The 21,595-nt window shown below is 46.1% G+C and carries 21 protein-coding genes and 3 pseudogenes; 15 read left to right on the top strand and 9 right to left on the bottom strand.

The annotated features are described in order from the left end of the window. Nucleotides 1-234 precede the first annotated feature (234 nt). Nucleotides 235-957, bottom strand: a complete 723-nt coding sequence (gene rsmG / locus MiSe_RS38295) for a 16S rRNA (guanine(527)-N(7))-methyltransferase RsmG (protein WP_226590490.1) — start codon at nt 955-957, stop codon at nt 235-237. A 1-nt stretch (nt 958) separates the two neighbouring features. Further along, complete coding sequence (locus tag MiSe_RS38290) at nt 959-1,633, bottom strand: ABC transporter ATP-binding protein (protein WP_226590494.1); 675 nt, start codon at nt 1,631-1,633, stop codon at nt 959-961. Nucleotides 1,634-1,914: 281 nt separating this feature from the next. Here MiSe_RS38290 and MiSe_RS38285 point away from each other — a divergent pair, with 281 nt between their 5' ends. The 9 genes and pseudogenes from MiSe_RS38285 (at nt 1,915) to MiSe_RS38245 (ending at nt 9,686) form a co-directional block, all read left to right on the top strand. Further along, a complete protein-coding gene (locus MiSe_RS38285; RefSeq protein WP_226590488.1) occupies nt 1,915-2,937 on the top strand; it encodes a Sll0314/Alr1548 family TPR repeat-containing protein in 1,023 nt (340 codons plus the stop codon). Nucleotides 2,938-2,950: 13 nt separating this feature from the next. Further along, complete coding sequence (locus MiSe_RS38280; RefSeq protein ID WP_226590486.1) at nt 2,951-3,397, top strand: DUF3531 family protein; 447 nt, start codon at nt 2,951-2,953, stop codon at nt 3,395-3,397. A gap of 10 nt (nt 3,398-3,407) precedes the next feature. Beyond that, nucleotides 3,408-3,855 (top strand): annotated as a pseudogene (locus MiSe_RS38275) (NUDIX hydrolase). A 111-nt stretch (nt 3,856-3,966) separates the two neighbouring features. After that, the gene (locus MiSe_RS38270) at nt 3,967-4,518 is read left to right on the top strand and encodes a protein-tyrosine phosphatase family protein (protein WP_226590484.1); all 552 of its coding nucleotides are present in this window, start codon (nt 3,967-3,969) and stop codon (nt 4,516-4,518) included. A 317-nt stretch (nt 4,519-4,835) separates the two neighbouring features. Then, complete coding sequence (locus tag MiSe_RS38265; protein ID WP_226590482.1) at nt 4,836-5,393, top strand: hypothetical protein; 558 nt, start codon at nt 4,836-4,838, stop codon at nt 5,391-5,393. Nucleotides 5,394-5,507: 114 nt separating this feature from the next. Continuing rightward, nucleotides 5,508-6,083, top strand: coding sequence for a DUF4126 domain-containing protein (locus tag MiSe_RS38260; RefSeq protein WP_226590480.1), 576 nt, complete (start codon nt 5,508-5,510; stop codon nt 6,081-6,083). 218 nt (nt 6,084-6,301) lie between these two features. After that, nucleotides 6,302-6,771, top strand: a pseudogene (locus MiSe_RS38255) (Uma2 family endonuclease); the annotation flags it as partial. Nucleotides 6,772-6,887: 116 nt separating this feature from the next. After that, a pseudogene (locus tag MiSe_RS38250) lies at nt 6,888-7,004 on the top strand (Uma2 family endonuclease); the annotation flags it as partial. Between the two features lie 426 nt (nt 7,005-7,430). Next, on the top strand, nt 7,431-9,686 hold the full coding sequence (locus MiSe_RS38245) for a DUF1796 family putative cysteine peptidase (RefSeq protein ID WP_226590478.1): 2,256 nt from the start codon (nt 7,431-7,433) through the stop codon (nt 9,684-9,686). 60 nt (nt 9,687-9,746) lie between these two features. Here MiSe_RS38245 and MiSe_RS38240 read toward each other — a convergent pair whose 3' ends face one another. Then, entirely contained in the window at nt 9,747-11,330 is a 1,584-nt protein-coding gene (locus tag MiSe_RS38240) for a DUF262 domain-containing protein (RefSeq protein WP_226590476.1), read from the bottom strand. A 237-nt stretch (nt 11,331-11,567) separates the two neighbouring features. Between MiSe_RS38240 and MiSe_RS38235 the strand changes: the two genes are divergently transcribed. The 3 genes from MiSe_RS38235 (at nt 11,568) to MiSe_RS38225 (ending at nt 13,612) form a co-directional block, all read left to right on the top strand. Next, nucleotides 11,568-11,786 carry a hypothetical protein gene (locus MiSe_RS38235; RefSeq protein ID WP_226590474.1) on the top strand — a complete coding sequence of 73 codons (219 nt, stop codon included), beginning with the start codon at nt 11,568-11,570 and terminating at the stop codon, nt 11,784-11,786. Next, nucleotides 11,783-12,046, top strand: coding sequence for a type II toxin-antitoxin system RelE family toxin (locus MiSe_RS38230; RefSeq protein WP_226590473.1), 264 nt, complete (start codon nt 11,783-11,785; stop codon nt 12,044-12,046). Before MiSe_RS38235 ends, MiSe_RS38230 begins: the two co-directional genes overlap by 4 nt. 75 nt (nt 12,047-12,121) lie before the next feature. Beyond that, the gene (locus MiSe_RS38225) at nt 12,122-13,612 is read left to right on the top strand and encodes an acyl-CoA synthetase (protein WP_226590471.1); all 1,491 of its coding nucleotides are present in this window, start codon (nt 12,122-12,124) and stop codon (nt 13,610-13,612) included. 347 nt (nt 13,613-13,959) lie between these two features. On the opposite strand, the gene MiSe_RS38220 is transcribed toward MiSe_RS38225, so the two are convergent. The 3 genes from MiSe_RS38220 to purS form a co-directional block, all read right to left on the bottom strand. Continuing rightward, nucleotides 13,960-14,742 (bottom strand): sulfite exporter TauE/SafE family protein, encoded by a 783-nt coding sequence (locus MiSe_RS38220; RefSeq protein ID WP_226590469.1) that lies wholly within the window; start codon nt 14,740-14,742, stop codon nt 13,960-13,962. A gap of 227 nt (nt 14,743-14,969) precedes the next feature. Further along, on the bottom strand, nt 14,970-15,644 hold the full coding sequence (gene purQ, locus MiSe_RS38215; protein WP_226590467.1) for a phosphoribosylformylglycinamidine synthase subunit PurQ: 675 nt from the start codon (nt 15,642-15,644) through the stop codon (nt 14,970-14,972). Beyond that, nucleotides 15,641-15,916 carry a phosphoribosylformylglycinamidine synthase subunit PurS gene (purS, locus tag MiSe_RS38210; protein WP_226590492.1) on the bottom strand — a complete coding sequence of 92 codons (276 nt, stop codon included), beginning with the start codon at nt 15,914-15,916 and terminating at the stop codon, nt 15,641-15,643. Before purS ends, purQ begins: the two co-directional genes overlap by 4 nt. 556 nt (nt 15,917-16,472) lie before the next feature. Here purS and MiSe_RS38205 point away from each other — a divergent pair. Further along, the gene (locus tag MiSe_RS38205; protein ID WP_226590465.1) at nt 16,473-16,883 is read left to right on the top strand and encodes a Fur family transcriptional regulator; all 411 of its coding nucleotides are present in this window, start codon (nt 16,473-16,475) and stop codon (nt 16,881-16,883) included. Nucleotides 16,884-17,100: 217 nt separating this feature from the next. On the opposite strand, the gene MiSe_RS38200 is transcribed toward MiSe_RS38205, so the two are convergent. Next, nucleotides 17,101-18,063 carry an SPFH domain-containing protein gene (locus MiSe_RS38200; protein WP_226590463.1) on the bottom strand — a complete coding sequence of 321 codons (963 nt, stop codon included), beginning with the start codon at nt 18,061-18,063 and terminating at the stop codon, nt 17,101-17,103. Between the two features lie 96 nt (nt 18,064-18,159). Further along, nucleotides 18,160-18,594, bottom strand: coding sequence for an NfeD family protein (locus MiSe_RS38195; RefSeq protein ID WP_226590462.1), 435 nt, complete (start codon nt 18,592-18,594; stop codon nt 18,160-18,162). A 174-nt stretch (nt 18,595-18,768) separates the two neighbouring features. Between MiSe_RS38195 and MiSe_RS38190 the strand changes: the two genes are divergently transcribed. Together MiSe_RS38190 and MiSe_RS38185 are read left to right on the top strand one after the other, a co-directional pair. Beyond that, entirely contained in the window at nt 18,769-20,628 is a 1,860-nt protein-coding gene (locus tag MiSe_RS38190) for a PP2C family protein-serine/threonine phosphatase (protein WP_226590460.1), read from the top strand. A gap of 295 nt (nt 20,629-20,923) precedes the next feature. Then, nucleotides 20,924-21,148 carry a ferredoxin-thioredoxin reductase variable chain gene (locus MiSe_RS38185; protein ID WP_226590458.1) on the top strand — a complete coding sequence of 75 codons (225 nt, stop codon included), beginning with the start codon at nt 20,924-20,926 and terminating at the stop codon, nt 21,146-21,148. Here the strand turns inward: MiSe_RS38185 and MiSe_RS38180 are convergent. Beyond that, nucleotides 21,145-21,372 (bottom strand): hypothetical protein, encoded by a 228-nt coding sequence (locus tag MiSe_RS38180; RefSeq protein WP_226590456.1) that lies wholly within the window; start codon nt 21,370-21,372, stop codon nt 21,145-21,147. The two genes, MiSe_RS38185 and MiSe_RS38180, sit on opposite strands and share 4 nt — an antisense overlap. Nucleotides 21,373-21,595: the final 223 nt, after the last annotated feature.

The raw sequence follows: 21,595 nt of genomic DNA, 5'->3' as shown, positions 1-21,595 counted from the left end.
TATTAACGTTATCTGTTTTTCGCAGATATATCGCTTGCCGTGTCCCTACTATTAACGTTATCTGTTTTTCGCAGATATATCGCTTGCCGTGTCCCTACTATTAACGTTATCTGTTTTTCGCAGATATATCGCTTGCCGTGTCCCTACTATTAACGTTATCTGTTTTTCGCAGATATCTCGCTTGCCGTGTCCCTACTTCTAATTCAGGTTAATCAACCGGACATGATATAATTATCAACCCAGTTTACGTAAATACAGACAGTGACGCACGCTTTGAGTCAGGGGAGTAGTAAATGCTTCAATTGATTCCAATTTACCACGAAGCTTCTCGATAACAGGTTGCAAATCGGCTGCTTCTTCATCTGTCCAATGACCTCGATAGAGGATAGCTAAACCACCACTTTTCAGAAAAGGTAAGGCATATTCAGCACAAACTGAGGCCGAACCAACCGCTCTAATTAAAGCCAGATCGTAAGTTTTTCGATACTGGGATTGTTGGTTGATTTGTTCGGAACGACCGAGCAAAGTTGTAGCATTTGACAAGCCGAGTTGAGCCAATAGAGTATCGAGAAAAGCGATTTTTTTGCGGGTAGAATCGAGCAGGGTAACTTGCCAATGGGGATGAGCAATCCCACAAGGCACCCCAGGAAAACCAGCCCCCGTTCCAATATCGATAACTTGGGGATTGGGAATGGGGAATTGGGAATGGGGAATTGGTAATGTATTGCCCAGAAAGGGTGCAATTCCCCGCAAAGAATCCCAGAGATGTTTTTCCCAAAACTCAAAGGGTTCGGTAATGCGAGTTAAATTCAACTGGCGGTTCCCTGCCACAATCAATGAGTACAGTTGCTGGAACTGCCGCTGCTGTTTTTCATCGGGTTGCCAATTTAAAGTTTGCTGCCAAATATCGACCATTAAAGGCAGCATGGAATCGTTCTGAGTTGGTTGAGAATTCATTTCAAATAGCCGGAAGTGGCTGAGTTTGTTTAGCGGCTAGGGTAGCAGGATCGACGTACTCTAGTTCGCCGTGGTTTAATAACCAGCACCGATCTGCGATGCTGAGTAAATCCCCAGCATCGTGAGTCACTACAAATAAACTCCAGTGATGCTTGAGTTTCGCCAGTAAATTTACCAACTGACGCCGCATTGACCAGTCTAGCCCAGCCGTGGGTTCATCTAATAACAATAAGTGCGGCTGACGAATCAGTTGTACTGCTACACCCAGGCGTCGCTGTTGTCCCCCACTGAGTGAATGGGGTGAAGTTTGCAATGGCAGGTGTGCTAGTCCCACTTCTGTTAAAGCTTCTTTGACTCGTTCCGAACCTAATTCTGGATGTCCTAGCCGCAATTCTTCTAAAATAGTGCCGCCGCAAAAATGCCTTTCGGGAAACTGAAACACTAACCCGCTTAGCTGTTGCAAGTGATCGGGAGTCAGTTCTTGATCGCGCCAGAACAGCTTACCGGATGTTTTTTCGCTCAATCCTGCCAGAATTTCCAGTAAAGTTGTTTTACCCGAACCGCTAGGGCCGATTACAAGCCCCATCTGCTGGGGTGCTAATTCCAAGTTGATAGATTTTAAAATCGCTGTGGGGGTAGCTGGTGGATGATAAGTTAAGTCTCGGAGATAGAGCATTAAGACAAAAAAACGCATCTTACTGCAACCATTGTGGCAGACTTGTTGAGTTTGGGCATGGGGCAGGTGAGCAAAAGGTGCAGGTGAGCAAAAGGTGCTCCAGGGGAATTTGAATGTATATTCTCCCCATCTCCCCATCTCCCCATCTCCCCATCTCCCCATCTCCCCATCTCCCCATCTCCCCTCATGGCGGAACTAGCTGCGATCAAAGGCGTCGAACAGCTAGCTAATTGTCCAAAGCTTTGGCATCATTCTCAATTGAGGCTATCAGGAACAAAGTTATGATCTCCCGCGTTCCTAGATCCAAACGGCTGCTGTCTGCTCTTGCAGGTGCTTTTGCCATTACGTTAGGCGCCTTTTCTCTGCCAAGTTTGGCAGGCGATCCTTTTCGCGCCAATAGTCCCCGTCCGATTGGGGAAAAAACGCAACAGGCTTTTAATGCTATCTTCCTTGAAGGTAACTATCGCGAGGCCGCAGAAGGTCTGCTCCAACAAGCGGAAGCCATCGAGCCAAACGAACCTTTAGTTCATGCCATGCAGGCATCGATCGCTTATACGGACTGGCAAGCTAATAAAAAAGATACCGCTTTGTTGGAAACTGTCAAATCCTACGCGATTAAAACGGGGGAAACCGCTGAAAGACTCAAAACAACTGACGCGGTGCGGGGTAATCTTTATACTGCTGTCAGTCACGGTTTAGAGGCGGCTACTATCCTGGAAGAAGAGGGAAGCGTCCGGGGGGCGGCTAAAGCATTGGGCAAATTGCAGCAGGTATATGGGTTTTTGGATGCGGCGGAAAAAGAAGCGCCGCAAGATCCAGAACTGAATTTAATTAAAGGGTGGATGGATTTGCTGATTGCGGTCAATTTACCATTTTCCGACCCGACAGGCGCGATCGCGCGTCTAGAGGTAGCCAGTCCCTCCTATCTGGCAAATCGAGGTATTGCCGTCGGTTACCGCGATCTGAAAAACTATGACGAGGCACTCAAACATGTCGATCGCGCCTTAGAAGCAGCGCCGAACAATCCAGAGTTACACTATCTAAAAGCCCAAATTCTAGTTAGACAGGCAGAGAAAAATAAGCTTCCCGACCAGCGCCATGCCGCTAAAGCTGATTTTGCGGCAGCTTTGACCAAATCAAATCAACTCCCCAAGGGTTTAGTCGCTCAAATTTTCTTCGAGCATTGCAGAAATCAAAGACGCATCGACGATCGAGACCGCAATTGCGACGTGATGCGCGATCAAATTAGAGATAATGCGGGTCGATGGGGGCCTGCCGCAAGCCTTTTACCTGCTTTAGATTAGAGGGTGGATCGTTATGCAAGTACAGTTCCGCGAATTTAATCCGTTTGACCTCTGGATTTGGATCGAGTTCGATATGGTTCCCTCCAACGCAGAAAAACAGTACGTCGAGGAGGTGTTCGATTCCTGGTTTTACTTAGGCAAGTTGGGAGCATTCAACGCCGAAAATCTCCAGGTTCAGGATACAGGTTTAGATATCAGTTACATGGAGTACGACGACGATGCAGCCGAAAATACCTTAATGGCGTTGATGCACAATATGAGCGATTTTGAGTATCAGGGGACTTGGGGGCGTTGCTGGTTTGACTTGGGAACCAGCGATGCGATCGCTATCGATATCCTGATCAACGCCCTCAAACAACTGAGCAAGGAATACGTCACAATTAAGCAAGTATTTGTTGGCGGTGAAAATGAGTCCTGGCCCGTTCAACAGCGACGCGAAGCGAAGATTTACGAGAATTAGCTTGTAAAAAATGGACAAATCTGCTAAAATCCGCGGGCTGGCATTGGGGCTAATTCCCTGGGGCGATCGCCTCTTTTTATCCGAAGGATATGACCCAATCAAGCAGCAAACGTTTTATCGAGCATTGGGCGGCGGCGTTGATTTTGGCGAAACCAGTCACGCCGCCTTAGTGCGAGAATTTCAAGCAGAAATTCCAGCTGAGTTAACCAATATTCTTCGCTATTTGGGCTGTTGGGAAAATTTGTTTGTCTACAACGGTAAACCAGGTCATGAAATTATTCAAGTTTACCAGTGTGACAAAGCCTGACTCTAAATTTTATCAACAGCAACAATTATTTTATTTTACTGATGGGGAGGAGCAGCAAAAGGCGATGTGGGTAGAACTTAAACGCTTTACCTCTGGGGAATTAAAGCTAGTGCCAGAGGCATTTTTAGATTATGCCTTAAACTTGTCCTAGCATAGAATAGCTAGTATTTTTCTCATGTAGGGGCACGGCGCAATCGCAGGTTATCTACAAGAGCAAAGATATTTTAGATGCCGTACCCCTACTGACTAACGGAAAGTTTGAGTGAAGCTTATACTAAAGCAAATTAAACAGTTTCTGAAACGAATGATCGGGCAAGTTAAACGATTTTTGGGCATTAAAGACCAATCTCCTTCTCGTCCAACTCAGCCTACTGTAAGTTGGGTACTTCCAGGAAAGTTAGCCGTAGGAGGGTTACCCCAAGCAGGTGACGCCGAACAACTGCTAAAAGGCAACGTCAAGGTTGTACTTTCCCTGTGTGCGGAATCAGAAGGAAGTTTGCCAGACGATATTACCGAGAATTTTCAATGTTTGCGTCTGGTGTTACCGGATAGATATTATACAGCAAATCTAACCGCAGCGCAACTCGCACAAGCGGTGGATATTGTCCGCAAACATGTCGATAACGGCTTGCCCATATTCGTCCACTGCTTGGCAGGAGTTGAGCGATCGCCCACCGTCTGCATCGCCTACCTGTGTCGCTATCATAAACTCGAACTTTGGGAAGCGCTCAACTGGCTCAAACAAGTCCACCCCGGTTCGATGCCTTCTGCCTCCGAACTGCGCGCCATCCGTGAATATATCGATCAAGCATAGTTTTTATCACATTGAGGTCAAAAAGTCAAGGTTTTAGATCGCACCCAGCCTGAAGTTATTTGAGCTAGTTTGAAGACCCAAGGATTGGGCCTAAGCGGGCCAAACTTTGGGTCTATTGCTTTCTATAGAGCTGGTGATGACATTTCCTACTTGACTTGCGAAAATTGCAGGTAAATATGGCAATTTTTGGATTGATATAGCAAGAAATGTGACAAAATTAGCGAAATAGCTCGATATAAGCTTGTTATCTTCCCAAAGATAGACGGCACAACTGAAAGCAACAGCTGGGTGCAGATAAAACTTCCAGGGTCAATACGATGAAAACAAATCAATTAATAGCGGGTGTAGGTGCGAGTCTGTTGAAGACCGAGTTGTTGAGCTTGGGGGGTGCGCTGGCTCAAACCAGTATAAACAAAACGCTGCCAGCCCTTGCTAACGAGCAAGAAATAATCGGGAAAAATTGCGTTCTACTGTGGCAAAATACTCAGATTCTGGAAAACATTGCCGCCAAAATAGGAATCCAAGTCAGCAATCATCCATTTGCAGCAGACAGCGATCAGCTTGAGGTGAAGCAGCAGCTGATCTGGCAAACTCGGTCTATATTAATTGGCATCGCCAAAAAGTTGGGAGTTCTGATACCGAGCTTACCAAATGCAGGTGGCAGCGACTTGGTGACGCAAAACCACCTGCTGCTGTTAGGAAACAAACTGATCTTGTCGGCGATCGCTTCATCATTGCGTATAAATATCCCAGTAGCGGAACCACTCCACGGCAGTATTATTGAGCAAAACGATCAGTTGCTGTTAGCAAACCAAAAGATACTAGAAGCGATCGCCCGCCAACTCGGCGCAACAGCAGTCTTTAAGAAAAATTGATCCAAGTCTGTCGGGGGTTGGATGTAGATCCGCTTTGGAATTTGGCAAAGTGTAAGTGGAAACCGCTCCCCCTCATCCCCTCTCTTGCTAGGAGAGGGGGAATCAGAAAATACTATGGATATTTTGTTGGGTATTTGTATTGGTATTAGTTTGAGTGCCGCCTGTGGCTTTCGCATATTCGTGCCGCCTTTGGTGATGAGTATTGCGGCGATTTCGGGGCATTTAACCCTCGCACCGGGATTTGAATGGATGGGTAGTTATGAGGCGCTGACAGCGTTTGCGATCGCCACCTTAATTGAAGTTTTAGGCTACTACATTCCCTGGGTGGATCGCGTACTAGATTTTCTGGTAACACCCATTGCCGTTTTATCTGGCACTGTAATGACAGCTTCCCTGTTATCTCATACCGATCCTTTGGTGCAGTGGAGTGTAGCAGTCATTGCTGGTGGTGGTTCGGCGGGGATTATGAAAAGTCTGACAAATATCACCCGCTTGTTTTCTACTGGCACAACTGGAGGAATTGCCAATCCATTGCTAGCAACGATTGAATCTGTTGGTGCGGTTGTTTTGTCGGTATTGGGGATCTTTGTGCCGATATTTACTGTTGTTTTGCTATTTGTTTTACTGGGGTTTGCGAGCGCAAGATTATGGCAAATTCGGGCAACAAAACAGCCGAGAACGTCTGCTTAACGTTATTAGCGCTCGTGGCGCGACAGGTCCCACCCGTGAAATACGCAAAGAAACCCGGTTTCTAGGATCGTAATGTGTAAGTCCTCAAGCTTAATCGCCATCGCGCAGCGTACCGTCAGGCGTATCCCGCTATCCTAGTTCGCTAAGGGCGATCGCCTGTACTAAACTTGGGTTAATCCCAGCCAAATTAGTGTTAAAGAGAATAGCTGGATAAAGTTATGAACGTAACAGCGATCGGATTGCCGCCTAGACTCAAATTAAACATCGACTTGACTGACGATCAGTTTTTCCAGTTATGTCAGAACAACCGCGATTTAAGATTTGAGCGCACGGCTAAAGGAGAATTAATCCTAATGGCACCTACAGGTAGCGACACCGGAAACTGTAACTTTGATGTCGCCGTCGAGCTGGGAATCTGGAACAAACAAACTAAACTAGGCAAAGGTTTTGACTCTTCCAGCGGCTTTAAACTGCCCAATGGTGCGGAGCGTTCCCCTGATATATCTTGGATAAGCAAGAGCGATGGGATGCTTTAACCCCAGAAGAACAAAAGAAATTTGCTCCCATTTGCCCTGATTTTGTAGTGGAGATCCGCTCGACTAGCGATATTTTAAAAGACTTACAGGACAAAATGCAAGAATACATCGACAACGGTGCTAGATTGGGTTGGTTACTTGACCGAAAAAATACAGCGGATTGCTCTCTGAGTGAGGTACACCTTTGTTTGTGTAGCGGCACCATGCGCGGGTGCCGCTACACAAACAAAGCGATAACGCTTTCCCTCACGCGGCTGCAAGCCGCTGTAAGCGAGTGGAAATTTATCGCCCCCATCGAGATATCGAAATTTTAGAAAATCCCGAAACGCTTTCAGGTGAAGATGTGTTGCCTGGATTTATCTTAGATTTAAAGCCAATTTTGTAGCCGATTTCAGGAATGTCGGTTTTATAGTTGCTAGTTAATAGTTGTGACATTGGTAATAGGTAATAGGTAATTGGTAATTGGATTCACCGGTAGTTTACTCTTGACAATTACCCTCGTGACTACGGCTCCTGCCTGGGAACGCCATTACCTATTGCCGGCGCGCAGCGCTATATATATCTTGGTGGTGCGATACTTCAAGTTTGTTGTTTGTGATTTTCCAGGTGATCTGTGAGACAGATATTGAGGGTCAAATATGATACCCTCAGTAAAGCTTTGAATTACGCGCTCGCCTTGACTCAAAGGACTATTGAGGTTACTGCTACCTCTGCTTGGCGCTGCCTAAGGTGAAGTTACCTTTCGACATCACAAGGTGTGATGAATCAAGCTTTCTGTCTGGCATCATATGCTTAAAGAGAGAAGAAATATATGTATCGATTTCAAGTAAGTGCAAATACGCAACCGGGAGAATCCATCGCCCTCGTCGGTTCAACGCCCCAATTGGGACTGTGGGACGTAAGCAAATGCATACATCTACGCACGAGTGGCGATCGCTACCCTTTATGGTGGATAGACATGGAAATCGAGGTCGATCCGCCTTCGCCGCCATCCGACCGCCCAAGAATCGAATATAAGTATGTACTAATTGGTACTGATGGCAGCGTGCATTGGGAATCTTTGGGACGAAACCGTTGGGTAACCATCGAATCTGACAATATTATTGTGGAGGATGGTTGGTTCGGTCACGTGCAGCCTTGGCCTTACGGATACCTCAAACAGCCTATGACCAAAACGCCTGTAAGTAAAGAATCTCAGGGTCTGAAAATCGCAGTCATCGGCAGTTCCGTAGCGTTGGGGTGCAGCGCCTGGTTGTTAAAAGGGTGGGCAAAGCGTCTGGAGCAAGCATTGCATGAAAAATACGGACATCAACTGGTAAATCTGTCGGCATTGGGTGCGAATGTCAGCACGACAATAGACAGGTTTCCCCGAGTTGTCGCGCCAGAACAACCGGATGTCGTCATTATTGCCCTTTCTCTGGGCAACGAGGGGCTGGCTTATTGTCCCCCTCACGAGCGAAAGGCGGTGCAGCGGCGTTTTGAAAGGGGATTGCAGCAACTGATCAAAATGACCAAGGAATTGGCAGCGATGCCGATTCTGGGCGGGGTATATCCCCACGGGGACTACTCCCAAGAACATCACCAGCTGCTGTGGGATACCCACAACCGAATGCTAAGCTGGGGCGTGCCGGTGCTGGATTGGCTTCCTGCCTTGGATAATGGGGAAGGGCGTTGGAAACCAGGTATATCCTTCGACCAAGGTCACCCCAACACGGCAGGACATCGCCTCATGTATGCCGCAATCGATCTGGGTCTGTTCGAGATCGACAAAAATGAGTTGGAGAAAGCAAAACAACTTTCCCCGCAGAAGCAGGAAGTACCCATCTACCGAGACGACTGGGGTTTCCATGTCTTTGCCTGTCCGGATGAGAAGAGTTTGCGTATCATCAATACATCAAAATCTAACTACACCATCAGTCCTTCCTGGGAGGAATTGCAAACAGCGCTGCAAAGCCAAGCAAAATTGATGCCTGGTGTGTATATTGCTAAGAATGCCCAGATGGGGACGCTCCCCTTCTTTTGGGTCCAAGAAGATGGAACGATCGAAACTATGGTGGATATCCCACCTGATACCGAGGTGGAATATAGCGCCGCTGGCAATTTTTTGTCGGCGAAAGACTCGGAAAGTTTATACTACGACGGGCAGGTAGCGCTGCTGAAAGAAAGCGAACGCACTCTGCGCGCGATCAACGAATCAGACCACGAATATAACATCCATCCCATGTGGAAGGAGGTTCGCAGCGCCCTCAAAGGAATGCCCTCTGGTGTCTATGATGACCCACTTTATCCCGACGAGCCATTTCGCACCATGATGATTGGCAAAAACGGGTTGGAAAGTCGAGTCAAAGTGCCGCCCAAGTCCTCCGTGGTTTTTGAGTACAAATGTAAATTATCAGACATTAGTCGTGTGGCGATTATTCCCCTGGGCGATCGCTGTGCCGCTCGTATGCTTCTATATAAAATGCAGTACGATGGACCAGCTTTTCCTTTTGACTTGACGCGAACCACCAATCTCGGCGATGTCGCAGATATCATTGCGACTGGTTTTGATGACATGTGGAATCCGGCTTACTTGCACTACAATTATGACGCCGGAAGGATATATCACAGTAAGTGGACGGGGTTGTCATTCGCTCATGAAGTAGAGGAAACAGACGACCCCATCAACAATATGTTTCCCGTTTATGAACGAATGCGCGTCCGTTATACAGCACGTTCGGAACGGTTCTGGTACACGTTAAAAAATTGCGATAAGGCACTTTTCATTCGCACGGGACTTACTAACCGTGGGTATGTGATCGATTTGATGAGCAAACTTGAGGAAAAATGCCAGGGGAAACCATTCCGCGTCCTGCTGATTTCTCCCCAACCTTCCAACGAATTCTCAAATATTCCCAATGTGCTGCATTATAACTTGGAGTTTAATCCCGACCGGATGTACGAGGATTTGGGATATTGGATGCACTGCACAGATGTGATGCGCGGAATTCTGGAATACCTTGGGGTGTCTAGTAAAAATCTGTTTTGGTGTCCGCCTAATCCACCCAAGGATGAAGCTAAAAAGTGAGAGATTTTGGCGAGCGCTCCATGCTATTAGTTGATAATGGTGATGGAGCGATCGCTACGATCAATTTTGAATCAATTTTTTAGCAAAAGCGGCAAGCATTTTTGAACGCTGACTTAAAAAATTTTGGAAGTTATCATTAAATGTATCTTGAGGGCAAAAAGCATTACGCAATATTTCATCCAGCAGAGATCCTTTAGGCATTAAATCAATATACTCTGATGGCTTCTTTCGCCCGATTTTTTTATTTTCCGATCCACTTAAAAAGCAAAAATTAGCCAAACAATTAATTGAAGCTTCATCCCAACCCTTATCTTTCAAGTACGCTTTGGGATAGACGTGATGAAATTGTGTTTTGTTATAGTTTTGCAGAACCTTATCTATATCGATTAACGCTCCCGACACAAAAGACTTTGGATTATTGTTAGCCAAAAGCAAAATGTATGTTTTAGTATTTGCATTTCTAGAACTAAACTGATTGCTTATAAAAAAATCTTCATTGACATCACATGAAAATTCACCCAATAGACTTATTTCACCATTTTTTAATTTAAACACCTCTTTAATATCATCTATAGTGGTCTTTCTAGTTTGACTACTATATCTACCAGTAAAGCAAGACCTCCAAAACCATTTTTTTAATCTATCATTAACTTTTGAATCGTAAGATACTTCTCTCCCATCAGGTTCTGCAAAAAAAACAGCTAGAGGAACTATCAGTGCTGAATAGGGTAGATTCTTGAGCGATGCAATTTTCAATTGCTTTCTCAGAAAATCAATTGCACCTAAGATACCGTTCCTAACCTTTGGAAATGCTGCTCGAACCTGCTCACCATTAAGTTCCAGTAATTTATCTGGGGTAGGCTCTTCTTTCAAGATAGCTGCGGCGCATCTTAAAATCAGATCGGAATCTTCACCAACTTCAGAAAATCCGAACTCTTCAAGGTCATCCTTCAATTCTGTAAACCTTTGTAATAAGTCAAACTCTTCATTCCACGTCCAAGCTGAAAGTAACTGAAGAGTATCCAGTGCCACACCTAACCTATTTATACGTTCAAATACAATTGCAACAGTAGCTCTATTGTCTGTTTTTAGGATTTGTACAGGGATAGACACTTCTTTAAACTTTTCTTGCAATTTGTCTAACCGTTTAATTTGTTCATCATTAAATTTATCTGTGGCCTCTCTATATCTAACAGATTCAAATAAGACATTTAATGGAAAATGTCTTTGATAAATAACTTGAGTATCCTGTAGAGCAATAAATTGGCTTTCCTGTGCATTTTCATCTGCTTCTAGAGCAAAATATATCTTAAGCCACGCACCATTTCCAGTTGGTTTTAGCTCAGTTTGAAACACGGAAAATATTGATGTTAGTCTTTGTTGACCGTCCAACACATAATCTATAGGGTAATCTTCTCTAGGCTCTGGGAGTTGAAACTGACCAAGCTTTTTTTCTATAGCAAGCTTAGACTTAGTTCTCCAAAATAGTAGCGAACCGAAGGGGTATCTCTTATAAATACTATCCATTAAATATGCAACCTTGTCCATTTCCCAGACAAAACCACGCTGAAAAGCAGGAATTCGGATGCCGCCGCTGCTTACTGACTCTAGCAACTGTCTAATGCTATATGGTTGGTATTCCATACTTTAATGGTAACCTCTATTATTTCAAGCGAAAATTATAGCACTTATAGGGATATGGTGAATAACGCATTAAGGTTGTTGATCCAGGTAGCCCAACGGCAGCAGCCCAGCACTGGAGTATAGGTGACGGAATAAAAGTTGTTGGCGGGAGTCACAGGTTACTAGCTACCGCCTCAAAGTTATCTGCGTTCAATGAGCGATAATAATTAATATTGCTTTGAAGGAAGTACGGCAGTTATGACCGAGTTACTTGAAAGAGCGATCGCTAAGCTCAAAACTTTGTCTAGCAGCGAACAGGATGCGATCGCTGCCATGATCTTGGAAGAACTTGAGGACGATCTGCGCTGGGATGAAGCATTTTCCCGCTCCCCAGATACTCTTGCCAAACTGGCAACCACAGCAATGGCTGAGTATCACGCAGGCAAAACTCAAGAACTCGATCCAGAAACATTGTGAAATCGCGCACTACAGCCCAGTTTCGTAAAGCCTTTGCCAATTTGCCGGAAAAAATTCAACAGCAGACACGCGAGGCGTATCGGCAGTTCAAGGAAAATCCAAATCATCCAAGTCTAAAATTCAAAAAAGTCCATCCAGAGTTACCTATCTACTCGGCTCGAATTAGCAAAGGTTATCGAGCAGTGGGCCAATTAGAAGGTGACACTGTGATTTGGTTTTGGGTTGGCTCACATGCGGAGTACGACAAGTTGCTATCTTAGTTGTAGCGACGCAGGACAACAAATCGATGAACCAATGATATTCTTTAAGTAACCAGCATAAATTGCTTAACTAACGTGAATCTACCACTGATCGCTCGCGCCAAGGAAAACGAAAATAAAATCGCAATTGTCGCCACTGAAGGAGCGTTTACATATCATAATTTGCTCCAAATTTCTGCTCAAATTGCTACCAAGCTTCTGGATAATGTAGAAGATTTACAAGAACAGCGAGTTGCTTTTCTCATTCCTTCAGGATTTCAATATGTCGCCACGCAATGGGGGATTTGGCGTGCGGGTGGGATAGCGGTACCTTTGTGCGTCTCCCATCCAAAACCTGAGTTAGATTATGTAATCGCAGACTCAGGCGCATCAATTGTAATAGCACATCCCGATTTTGAGGCTGTATTGCGTTCAATCGCTCTTGAGCGAAATTTGCGATTTATTCTCACTTCGGAAACTCTCCCCGAAGCAGCTAGTTTACTCCCAGAAATTGATATCGCTAGACGAGCATTAATCCTTTATACTAGCGGCACAACTGGTAAACCCAAGGGTGTAGTTACGACGCATCAAAATATTCAGGCGCAAGTGACTAGCTTGATTTCTGCTTGGGGATGGACAGGGAACGATCGCATTTTGCACGTCCTACCGCTGCACCACATTCACGGCATTATTAACGTGCTAACTTGCGCGCTGTGGTCGGGTGCTGAGTGCCATATGCTCGCCAAATTTGATGCTCAAAAAGTTTGGGAGCGAATTAGCGATGGTGACTTAACTTTATTTATGGCTGTACCTACGATTTATGTCAAACTAATTGCTGCTTGGGAAAATGCAGATAGCGCTCGCCAAAAAAGCATGTCCGATGGGTGTGCTAAAATGCGTTTGATGGTTTCAGGTTCCGCAGCTTTACCCGTCCAAGTATTGGAAAAATGGAGAAATATTAGCGGACATTTTCTACTGGAACGCTATGGCATGACCGAAATTGGCATGGCTTTATCTAATCCTTTACAAGGTGAAAGATTGGCGGGATATGTAGGGAAACCTTTGCCTCAAGTAGAAGTTAGATTAGTAGATGAAAGCGGAAATTTAGTCGCTCCGGGAACCCCAGGAGAAATCCAAATCAAAAGTCCAGGAGTTTTTCTAGAATATTGGCAAAAACCGGAAGCGACTGCCAAAGCATTTCGCGATGGTTGGTTTTGCACTGGCGATTTTGCCGTCGTGGAAAATGATAGTTATCGCATCCTGGGTAGGATGAGTGTAGATATTATCAAAACAGGAGGTTATAAAGTTTCGGCGTTGGAAATTGAGGAAGTATTGAGAACTCATCCAGAGATTCAAGATTGTGCAGTTGTTGGGGTTGCCGATTCAGAATGGGGCGAGCGAGTTTGTGCAGCTTTGGTATTAAAATCCGGAAGTAATTTAACTTTACAAACTCTCAGGAGTTGGGCAAAAGAACAATTGGCTGTATATAAGGTTCCCACCCAAATTCTTGCTGTTGAAGAACTGCCTCGCAACCCTATGGATAAAGCAACTAAACCTAGCGTAGCTCAGCTTTTTGAGCAAGTTTGAAAAGTTTCTGTCAAAAGACTGGATTGATATTATGTCCGGTGGTATAGGTATCCTATAAAGCCGGGGCGGGTTGATTATAGCGGATTGCTTTCTTAGTGAGGTACAGCCTTCAGGTTTTGTTTGTCAAGCGCGCAGCAAAAATGGCAGCGCGCTTGACAAACTCTCGGTGTACCTCATACGAGTGCAATCCGCTGTAATACTTTGCACTTATAGCAAATATTTCTCGTAAAACCTGCCCCTACACCCATGAAAATATACAATACCTTTTCTGCTTAGGGATGGACGGCGAGCCAAAACAGCAGGATTGACGGCTTTTCCTGTTGCGGAAAATATGTTTAGCAAATTTCTTAGACAGGGTGATAAAAATTCCAGGCTTGCCAAAACATATAAATTGACATTATTCCTAAGAAGGAACGAAATACCAGTAACACTATAGAATCTGATAGCTTTGGCAAAAAGCGAGTACTGATCTGCGAGCCTATTAGTCCCCCTGCTCCCAGAAGCAAACCTTGGATAAACAAAACCTTTCCCTCGAACACATATTCTGTACAGGCAGATACAGCTGTCACCACAATAACGCCTAGACTGGTCTGAATTGCTAGCTTGATTGGTTCTCCCAAAAGCAACATTTGAAGAGGTACCAAAACAGTGCCACCACCCACACCTAATAAGCCGGTCAAGATACCTGTAACGCCTCCTGTTCCAATTCTAGAAAGTACCGGGTTAAATTCTGACTCATTATTACCATCAATTGCTTCTGACGCCAAGCTCTTGCGAATTTCTGCCAAAAAAATACTTGCGATTAGGAAAACTCCAAAGATGACTAGGAGTAAATAGGGCGGGATTCGATCTACTAAATATACCCCTATTGGAGCAGTTACTAAAGCCGGAACACCTAATTGAATGACTCGCTTGTAGTCAAGGTAGCCCATCAGCCAATTTTGCACGCTACCAGAAATTGAACTCATTACAATTACTAACGTACTGGTAGCTATTGCTTGAATGGGTGTGTAGCCCAGTGAAACTAAAAGAGGAACTACGATGAAACCGCCACCAATTCCTAACAAACCCGACATAATTCCAGACAGGAATCCTCCAGTTGCTAAAATTAGCAAATTTTCTAGACTCATGGATAATTTTTACTTAGCCAGATTATACTAATAATAATAGCTTATTGTTGGCTCATTTTTTTACTGGTTTTCGAGTTTTGACCGGACTCTATATAAAGTCCGGTCAAATATATGCCCTTATAAGCAGAATCAGCAGGGTTTTTATGTTGTTTCCAGAAGTTTTGACACGAGGGCTGATTGCCTTGGCAATGCAGCTGATTTGCTGCCATGTTACCGTTGCCGTGCCCCTAAAACGCCCCGACTGCGACTTTCAATAACCCCTTAAACAAGTGCAACCCATCGGTTCCTCCCAACATGGGATCGGATGCTCGCTCTGGGTGGGGCATCATTCCCAGCACATTTCCTTGTTTATTGCAAATACCTGCAATATTATTTAACGAGCCGTTGGGATTTTCGCCTTCATAGCGGAAGAGAACTTGACCGTTGTCTTCCAACTCTGCCAAGGTATCGGCATCGGCGTAGTAACGACCTTCGCCGTGGGCGATGGGAAGGGTGATAATTTCACCTTGTTGATACGCTTGCGTCCAAGGTAAGTTTGTGCGTTCGACTTTGAGGGGGACGCGATCGCAGATAAAATGCAGATCGCGATTTCGCGTCAACGCTCCTGGTAATAGTCCTGCTTCCGTCAAAACTTGGAAACCGTTACAGATGCCTAACACCAACTTGCCTTGCTTTGCGTGTTCGACGGTAGCTTTCATCACTGGGGAGAAACGAGCGATCGCGCCGCACCGCAGATAATCCCCGTAACTGAAACCGCCTGGAATTACGACTACATCTAAATCCGAAATATCCGTTTCCTCGTGCCAAACCATCCGCGTTGGCTGGTTTAATAAATCGCGAGTGACATAGGCGACATCGCGATCGCAATTGGAACCCGGAAAAACCACAACCCCAAATTTCATGCCTTCACTCCCGCAGACAGCGGCGTTAACTCAAATCGATAATTTTCAATCACTGGATTTGCCAGCATTTGGTCGCAGATGCTGTCTAACTGTTGCTTTGCGGTTTCTTCATCGGCGGCGCTTAGTTTTAGTTCGATATACTTGCCAATTCGCACCTGTTCTACATTGTCATATCCTAAGTGTTGCAAACCAGACTGCACCGCCGTACCAGCCGGGTCTAAAACCGAAGGGCGCAGAGTAACATAAATTCGAGCCTGATATTCGATCACGATTGTTTCCCAGTCGATAGTACTGTATAGGTCACAGCGTTATTATTTTAGTGCGCTAAAAGCAATGGTTGCGTGCTTGACTAAGATAGCGTACAAAAATGGATCAGTTCTGGGTTTCACCGGAATTATTAAGATTGTCAGCACCCCGCTCTCCCATAGGCGGGGCATCATGCCTCAAATCTTTAGGTAAGGGAAGGTGCTGACCAGTCTAAGTCCCGGCAACGGGGAAACGAAGTTATCGGTAAGCGTTAAAGTTCCTACCAAGGAATGCTTCCGCCAGTTCCTTGCTCCTAGAACCTAATAGTTAAACAGTTTTACTCGGGGTAAGACAGTGCTATTGGGACAGTTACCGACCGATAACCTTGACGTTAGCGAAGCGGAACGCGCTAGCGTTCGGCTAACTTCACCCCAGCAATGGGAGTTTTGGGGACAACCATATCCTCACTAGGAGGGGCAACCATACCCCTCCACCCCGAAAGTATAGGCATTTAAAAATGCCGTGTCACGTTTCCTCCACCACTTAAAAGATGGTGGTTTCCACGTTATAGTGAAGTTTTAGATGACAGTACAACGCACTCGCAGTCAGAAACGAATTTTAAACCTGCTCCAACTGCTCAACCGAGAGCTTTCGGCGCAGGATATATACATGGAACTGCGTAGCCAGAACCAAGGCATGGGGCTAGCTACAGTTTACCGTGCTTTAGAAGCTTTAAAAAAAGAGGGTGCGCTTCAAGCGAGGATGTTGCCGAATGGGGAGTCTTTGTATAGTTCGGTACAACAAGACAAACACCATCTAACTTGCTTGCAGTGCGGACTATCGATTCCGATTGACGAATGCCCCGTTCACCAGCTAGAAACCCAGCTAAACAAGTCGCACCAGTTCAAGATTTATTATCACACGCTGGAGTTTTTTGGATTGTGCGAAGGCTGTCAGCAACTGCCTGCTACTGCTGGCGATGGTGCAGGCTAGATCGAATCCAAAGAAACCCGGTTTTTTGAACAATACCTTCGTCATTTGTATCAAACGCCCCCAGGCTAAAGCCTGCGGCTACACATACAAAGCCCGCCTGCGCGGGCTGAAATTGTTACAGCCCGCGCAGGCGGGCTTTGTTTGTGTAGCGATACCCTTTAGGGTATCGGCTTTTTGACGAAGGTATTGTCTAAAAAACCCGGTTTCTGGCAAATGTTTAACGAGAGTTATTATTACTAACCTCGCCTACAATCGATCGCATTCCTTCCAAGGTAGCTGGGATACTGCGCGGGTCCATAAACATTACCTTGCTGCTGTTGCTGCTGCCAATTTTCATCCCCATTTCCAGGTAATTTTGGGCTAGTAAAAACTGGAGGGCTTCGCGGGCGTTAGGATCGGTTTGCAGTATCTTGGCGACAATTTGTAGCGCCTCAGCGGTGGCTTGAGCTTTGAGGACTTGCTGCTGGCGTTCTGCTTGGGCTTTCAGGATTATCGCCTTTTGCTGGGCTTCTGCCTCCAAAATAGCGGCTTTTTGACGCGCTTCTGCGTCCAGCACTTGCGCTTCGGCTTTTCCTCTGGCACTATTAATCGCAGACTCGCGATCGCCTTCGGAAGTCAGAATTGCCGCCCGCTTGCGACGTTCCGCAGACATTTGCAATTCCATCGATTCTTGCACCGCTTTGGAGGGGATAATATCTCGCAGTTCTACCCGCGTTACTTTGACCCCCCAAGGATCGGTTGCTTCATCTAATTCTCTCAGCAGAATTTCGTTAATTTGACTGCGGGCGGTAAAGGTTTCATCTAACTCTAATTTGCCCATTTCTGCGCGAATTTGAGTCAGTACCAAATTCACCATTGCGGCTTGGAGATTTTCTACTTTGTAGTAGGCTTTCTCCAAATCTAAAATTCGCCAGTAAACCACTGCATCAGCGGTGATGGAAACGTTATCGCGGGTAATACAAGATTGGGGGGGAATATCTAAAACTCTTTCCCGGATGGTTTGTTGGTAAGCGACTCTTTCTAAGACGGGAATAATGTAATTCAGTCCTGGTTTGAGTTTTTTACCGTTGTATTTACCCAGCATTTCGACTAAGGCTTCGTTTCCCTGGTTGATAATTTTGACGCCGGAAACAGCCGTGCTACCAAGCATAAGCGCTAATATTAAACCGAAGAAATCCATTTTGAACCTCTTTTTAAATAGGCTAATTGCTGGCTAATTGCTTATTGCTAATTGCTAATTTTTCTGTTCGATTAGCGATTAACAATTAGCCATTACCTAAGAATGCAATAGGTGTTCTGGCATGACGATCAGCGTGGTTCCTTGCCGTCCGATGACGTAAACTTTTTGGTTGGGAGCGATCGCGCATTTTTCATCGCCGCATCTCGCCCTCCAAGAGTTACCTTCGTACAGCACTCGCCCCGTCTGACCGGGTAGAATTTCAGTTAAGGTCTGTGCTTCTGTGGCATCTTCAATCGCCGTGACCTTCCGCTTTGGCATCAGACGATGGGCGAGGTAGACACTAGCAACGGAAAATACCATCCACAACCCAACTTGTAAAGCCAGGAACTTGGGCAACAGCTTTGCGACCAATGCGACGAGGAAAGCACTTATACCCATCGCGAAGGCGGTAAAAGCGGTTGGTACAAATGCTTCTACCAAACACAGAAGCGTTCCTGCCACTAACCAAGCGATCGCCGGATTTAATACCATAATGAATATCCCTAGCCGTGGATTGATAGGGTTAGTACGTCTAGCCAGATACAATAAACGGACATCCTACCTATTGGATTACTACAACAGCCAATCGATAAATTTCCCCTGACATGACTGTAATTTTTTCATTCACGCTTCGCTCTAAGTTTTCTCTTATAATTTTTTAAACTTATGACAACGCCAATTTATCGCTATCTTTGGGCAGCCGATCCAGCTGTAGGTCAAATTTCAGCGGGACGGCTAATTCAAGGCAGATACGAGGTTGTCAGCCCCCAAATTTGGCGGGATACTCAACCGGAACAGCCACCTTACATTCTTGAAGAGTTACCCGACGAGATTATCCCCTACCTGCGTCTTTTCCCCCAACGCCTGCACGTTCCAGAGGTACATGGTTGGGCAGTTTTGGGCGACGAACCAGAAACTGCTTTGGTGGCATTGTTGGAAAACGTGCCGATCGATGCTGATGGCGACCTTTATCCTTCTATTGTAGAGGCGTGGACTGGGGCATCGGCGACGCGGCAAGTTTATTGGTTGTGGCAAATTCTCCAATTGTGGACGCCTTTATCAGAACAAGGTGTAGCGTCGAGTCTACTATTTGCCGATAATATCCGGGTTCAAGGTTGGCGGGTATGGCTACGGCAACTTTACGGCGATGGAATGGGAGAGGAAATCACCAGCGAACAGCTAACGTTTCTCACCCCGACTCTTAAAGATCTGGGCAGTTGTTGGATGCAGTTGAGCCAAGCTGCCGCAGCACCTGTGGCGGCGCAATTGCAAGCAATTGCCCTACAGATGACTAACGACGAGGTAGAGTTGGAAGCAATCGCTACTCAACTCAATCACCTATTGCTGTTGCAATCGGCGCAACTTCCCCTCCGCATCCACGTAGCGGGCGCAACTGATACGGGGCCTCAACGCGCTACCAATGAAGATGCTTGCTATCCTACGGCATCGGATCTGCAAGATGCTACAACACAACCCCATGACTTGCTGATTCCCCACTTAACGCTAGTTTGCGATGGAATTGGGGGTCATGAAGGCGGCGAGGTAGCTAGTTCCCTGGCACTCCAGACGATCAAACTGCAACTGCGAGCGCTGCTGTTGGAAATTGCCGAACAAACTGAAATTGTCCCACCCAAATTAATCACCGATCAATTAGCTGCGATCGTGCGCATAGCCAACAATTTAATTTCCAACCAAAACGATGCCCAAGGGCGAGAGTCTAGGGCAAGAATGGGTACAACTTTGGTGATGGGACTCCAGCTACCGCAAAAAATTCGCTTTGCTAATGGGGAAGAACTGGGAAATGCCCACGAATTGTATATCGTCACCGTAGGAGATAGCCGCGCCTATTGGATTACCGCCGATTATTGTCAGCAGCTAACCATCGATGATGATGTCGCAACGCGGGAAGTTCGTTTAGGGCGCAGTATATATCGGGAAGCTCTGACTCGCGCTGATGGCGGGGCGTTGACCCAAGCGCTGGGGACGCGGGATGCTCAACAACTGCATCCTGTGATGCAGCGATTTATTGTCGAAGAAGACGGTCTGCTGCTGCTGTGTTCTGATGGGTTAAGCGATCGCTTTCTAGTCGAGCAATCTTGGAAAGATTACGCCAAGCCGGTACTTAAAGGCAAGTTATCTTTAGATGCAGCAGTTCAATCTTGGATTAACCTGGCTAACGAACAGAACGGTCACGATAACACGTCGGTGGTACTCTCCTGCTACTTCGTCTCGGAGGAACCTCCAGCACTATTCGATCCCAAGCAGGTAGAAACTACCATTCAATCTCCCAACACCCGCTTGCAGTCAGAACTCACGGCGGCATCCAGAGCGCTGTTGTACGATGAATCCGTAGCGATGCAAAAACAAGAACCCACGGCATCTCCAGGGCGACGCAACTTGCTAACTCTACTGGGAGTATTGGCTTTTCTTGTCATCGTCGGTGTGGGTGGCTATGCACTTTGGCTGACCTCCAAACCTCAAAATTTCCCACAACTCCAACCAGCTGCACCCTCTGCCCCTCAGTGAAAAGGGGCAAAAGCGGCAAAAGGGGCGGGGCAAAAGGGGAATTTGAATGTATATTCTCCCCATCTCCCCATCTCCCCATCTCCCCATCTCCCCTGCTCACCCGCTCACCCGCTCACCCGCTCACCTGCTCACTTGCCCACCTGCTCAATCATGAATTTTGGGGTCGCTTCTGTGCAAAGATAAAAAGATTGTCAGAAGCTTCCATCGAAGCTTTTGCAGAGAGTAACTAAAGTTACTCGCGTCGTATTCCTCCCTGGCTTAAAAGCGCAGGATTTCCACAGTTACTGAGATATTTATGAAGGTAGGCGATCGCGTCCGCGTTGTACAGTCTGTGATTGTGTACACTCATCCCGAACACCGCAATAAACCCTTGGATGTCAAGGGGATGGAAGGAGAAGTGATCGAGATTATGAAGGAGTGGCAAGGTAGACCTGTAAGCGCCAACCTTCCTTTCATAGTCAAGTTTGACAAGAAATTCAAAGCCCACTTTCGCGAGGGAGAACTTGAATTGTTAAACTAGCAGCGATTTCGGACAAACAAACCAAATATATTCAGTTCGCGCCGCATCTTTTGCAATTCTTGTCGATGCAGCGCTGCTGTCGCATAATACCACTCGCAGTAGCGCTGCAATTCTTGGCGATGCTGCACTTCTCGGTAAAATTCGCTGCTTACCTGCTGGGTAGCAAAAATTTTATCACCAGGCGGTGGCGGCGTTGGTATAATATTTCGCAATTCGTTGGACATTAGATGTTTTTTGTCAAGATCTAACCTGGCCTTTTATAGGCTAGCGTGCTTTTTCCAAAATCTAAAATCTACAATAGACCTCTGGCAAAAATACCTGGGGCGGGCAAGATGCCCACCCCACAAAACAAAACTACTCTTCTGGGGTGGGGGCGGGCAAGATGCCCACCCCACAAAACAAAACTACTCTTCTGGGGTGGGGGCGGGCAAGATGCCCACCCCACAA

This window comes from Microseira wollei NIES-4236 (genome assembly GCF_020521235.1).
Classification (GTDB): domain Bacteria; phylum Cyanobacteriota; class Cyanobacteriia; order Cyanobacteriales; family Aerosakkonemataceae; genus Microseira; species Microseira wollei.
This window is presented reverse-complemented; position numbering and strand designations above follow the sequence as displayed.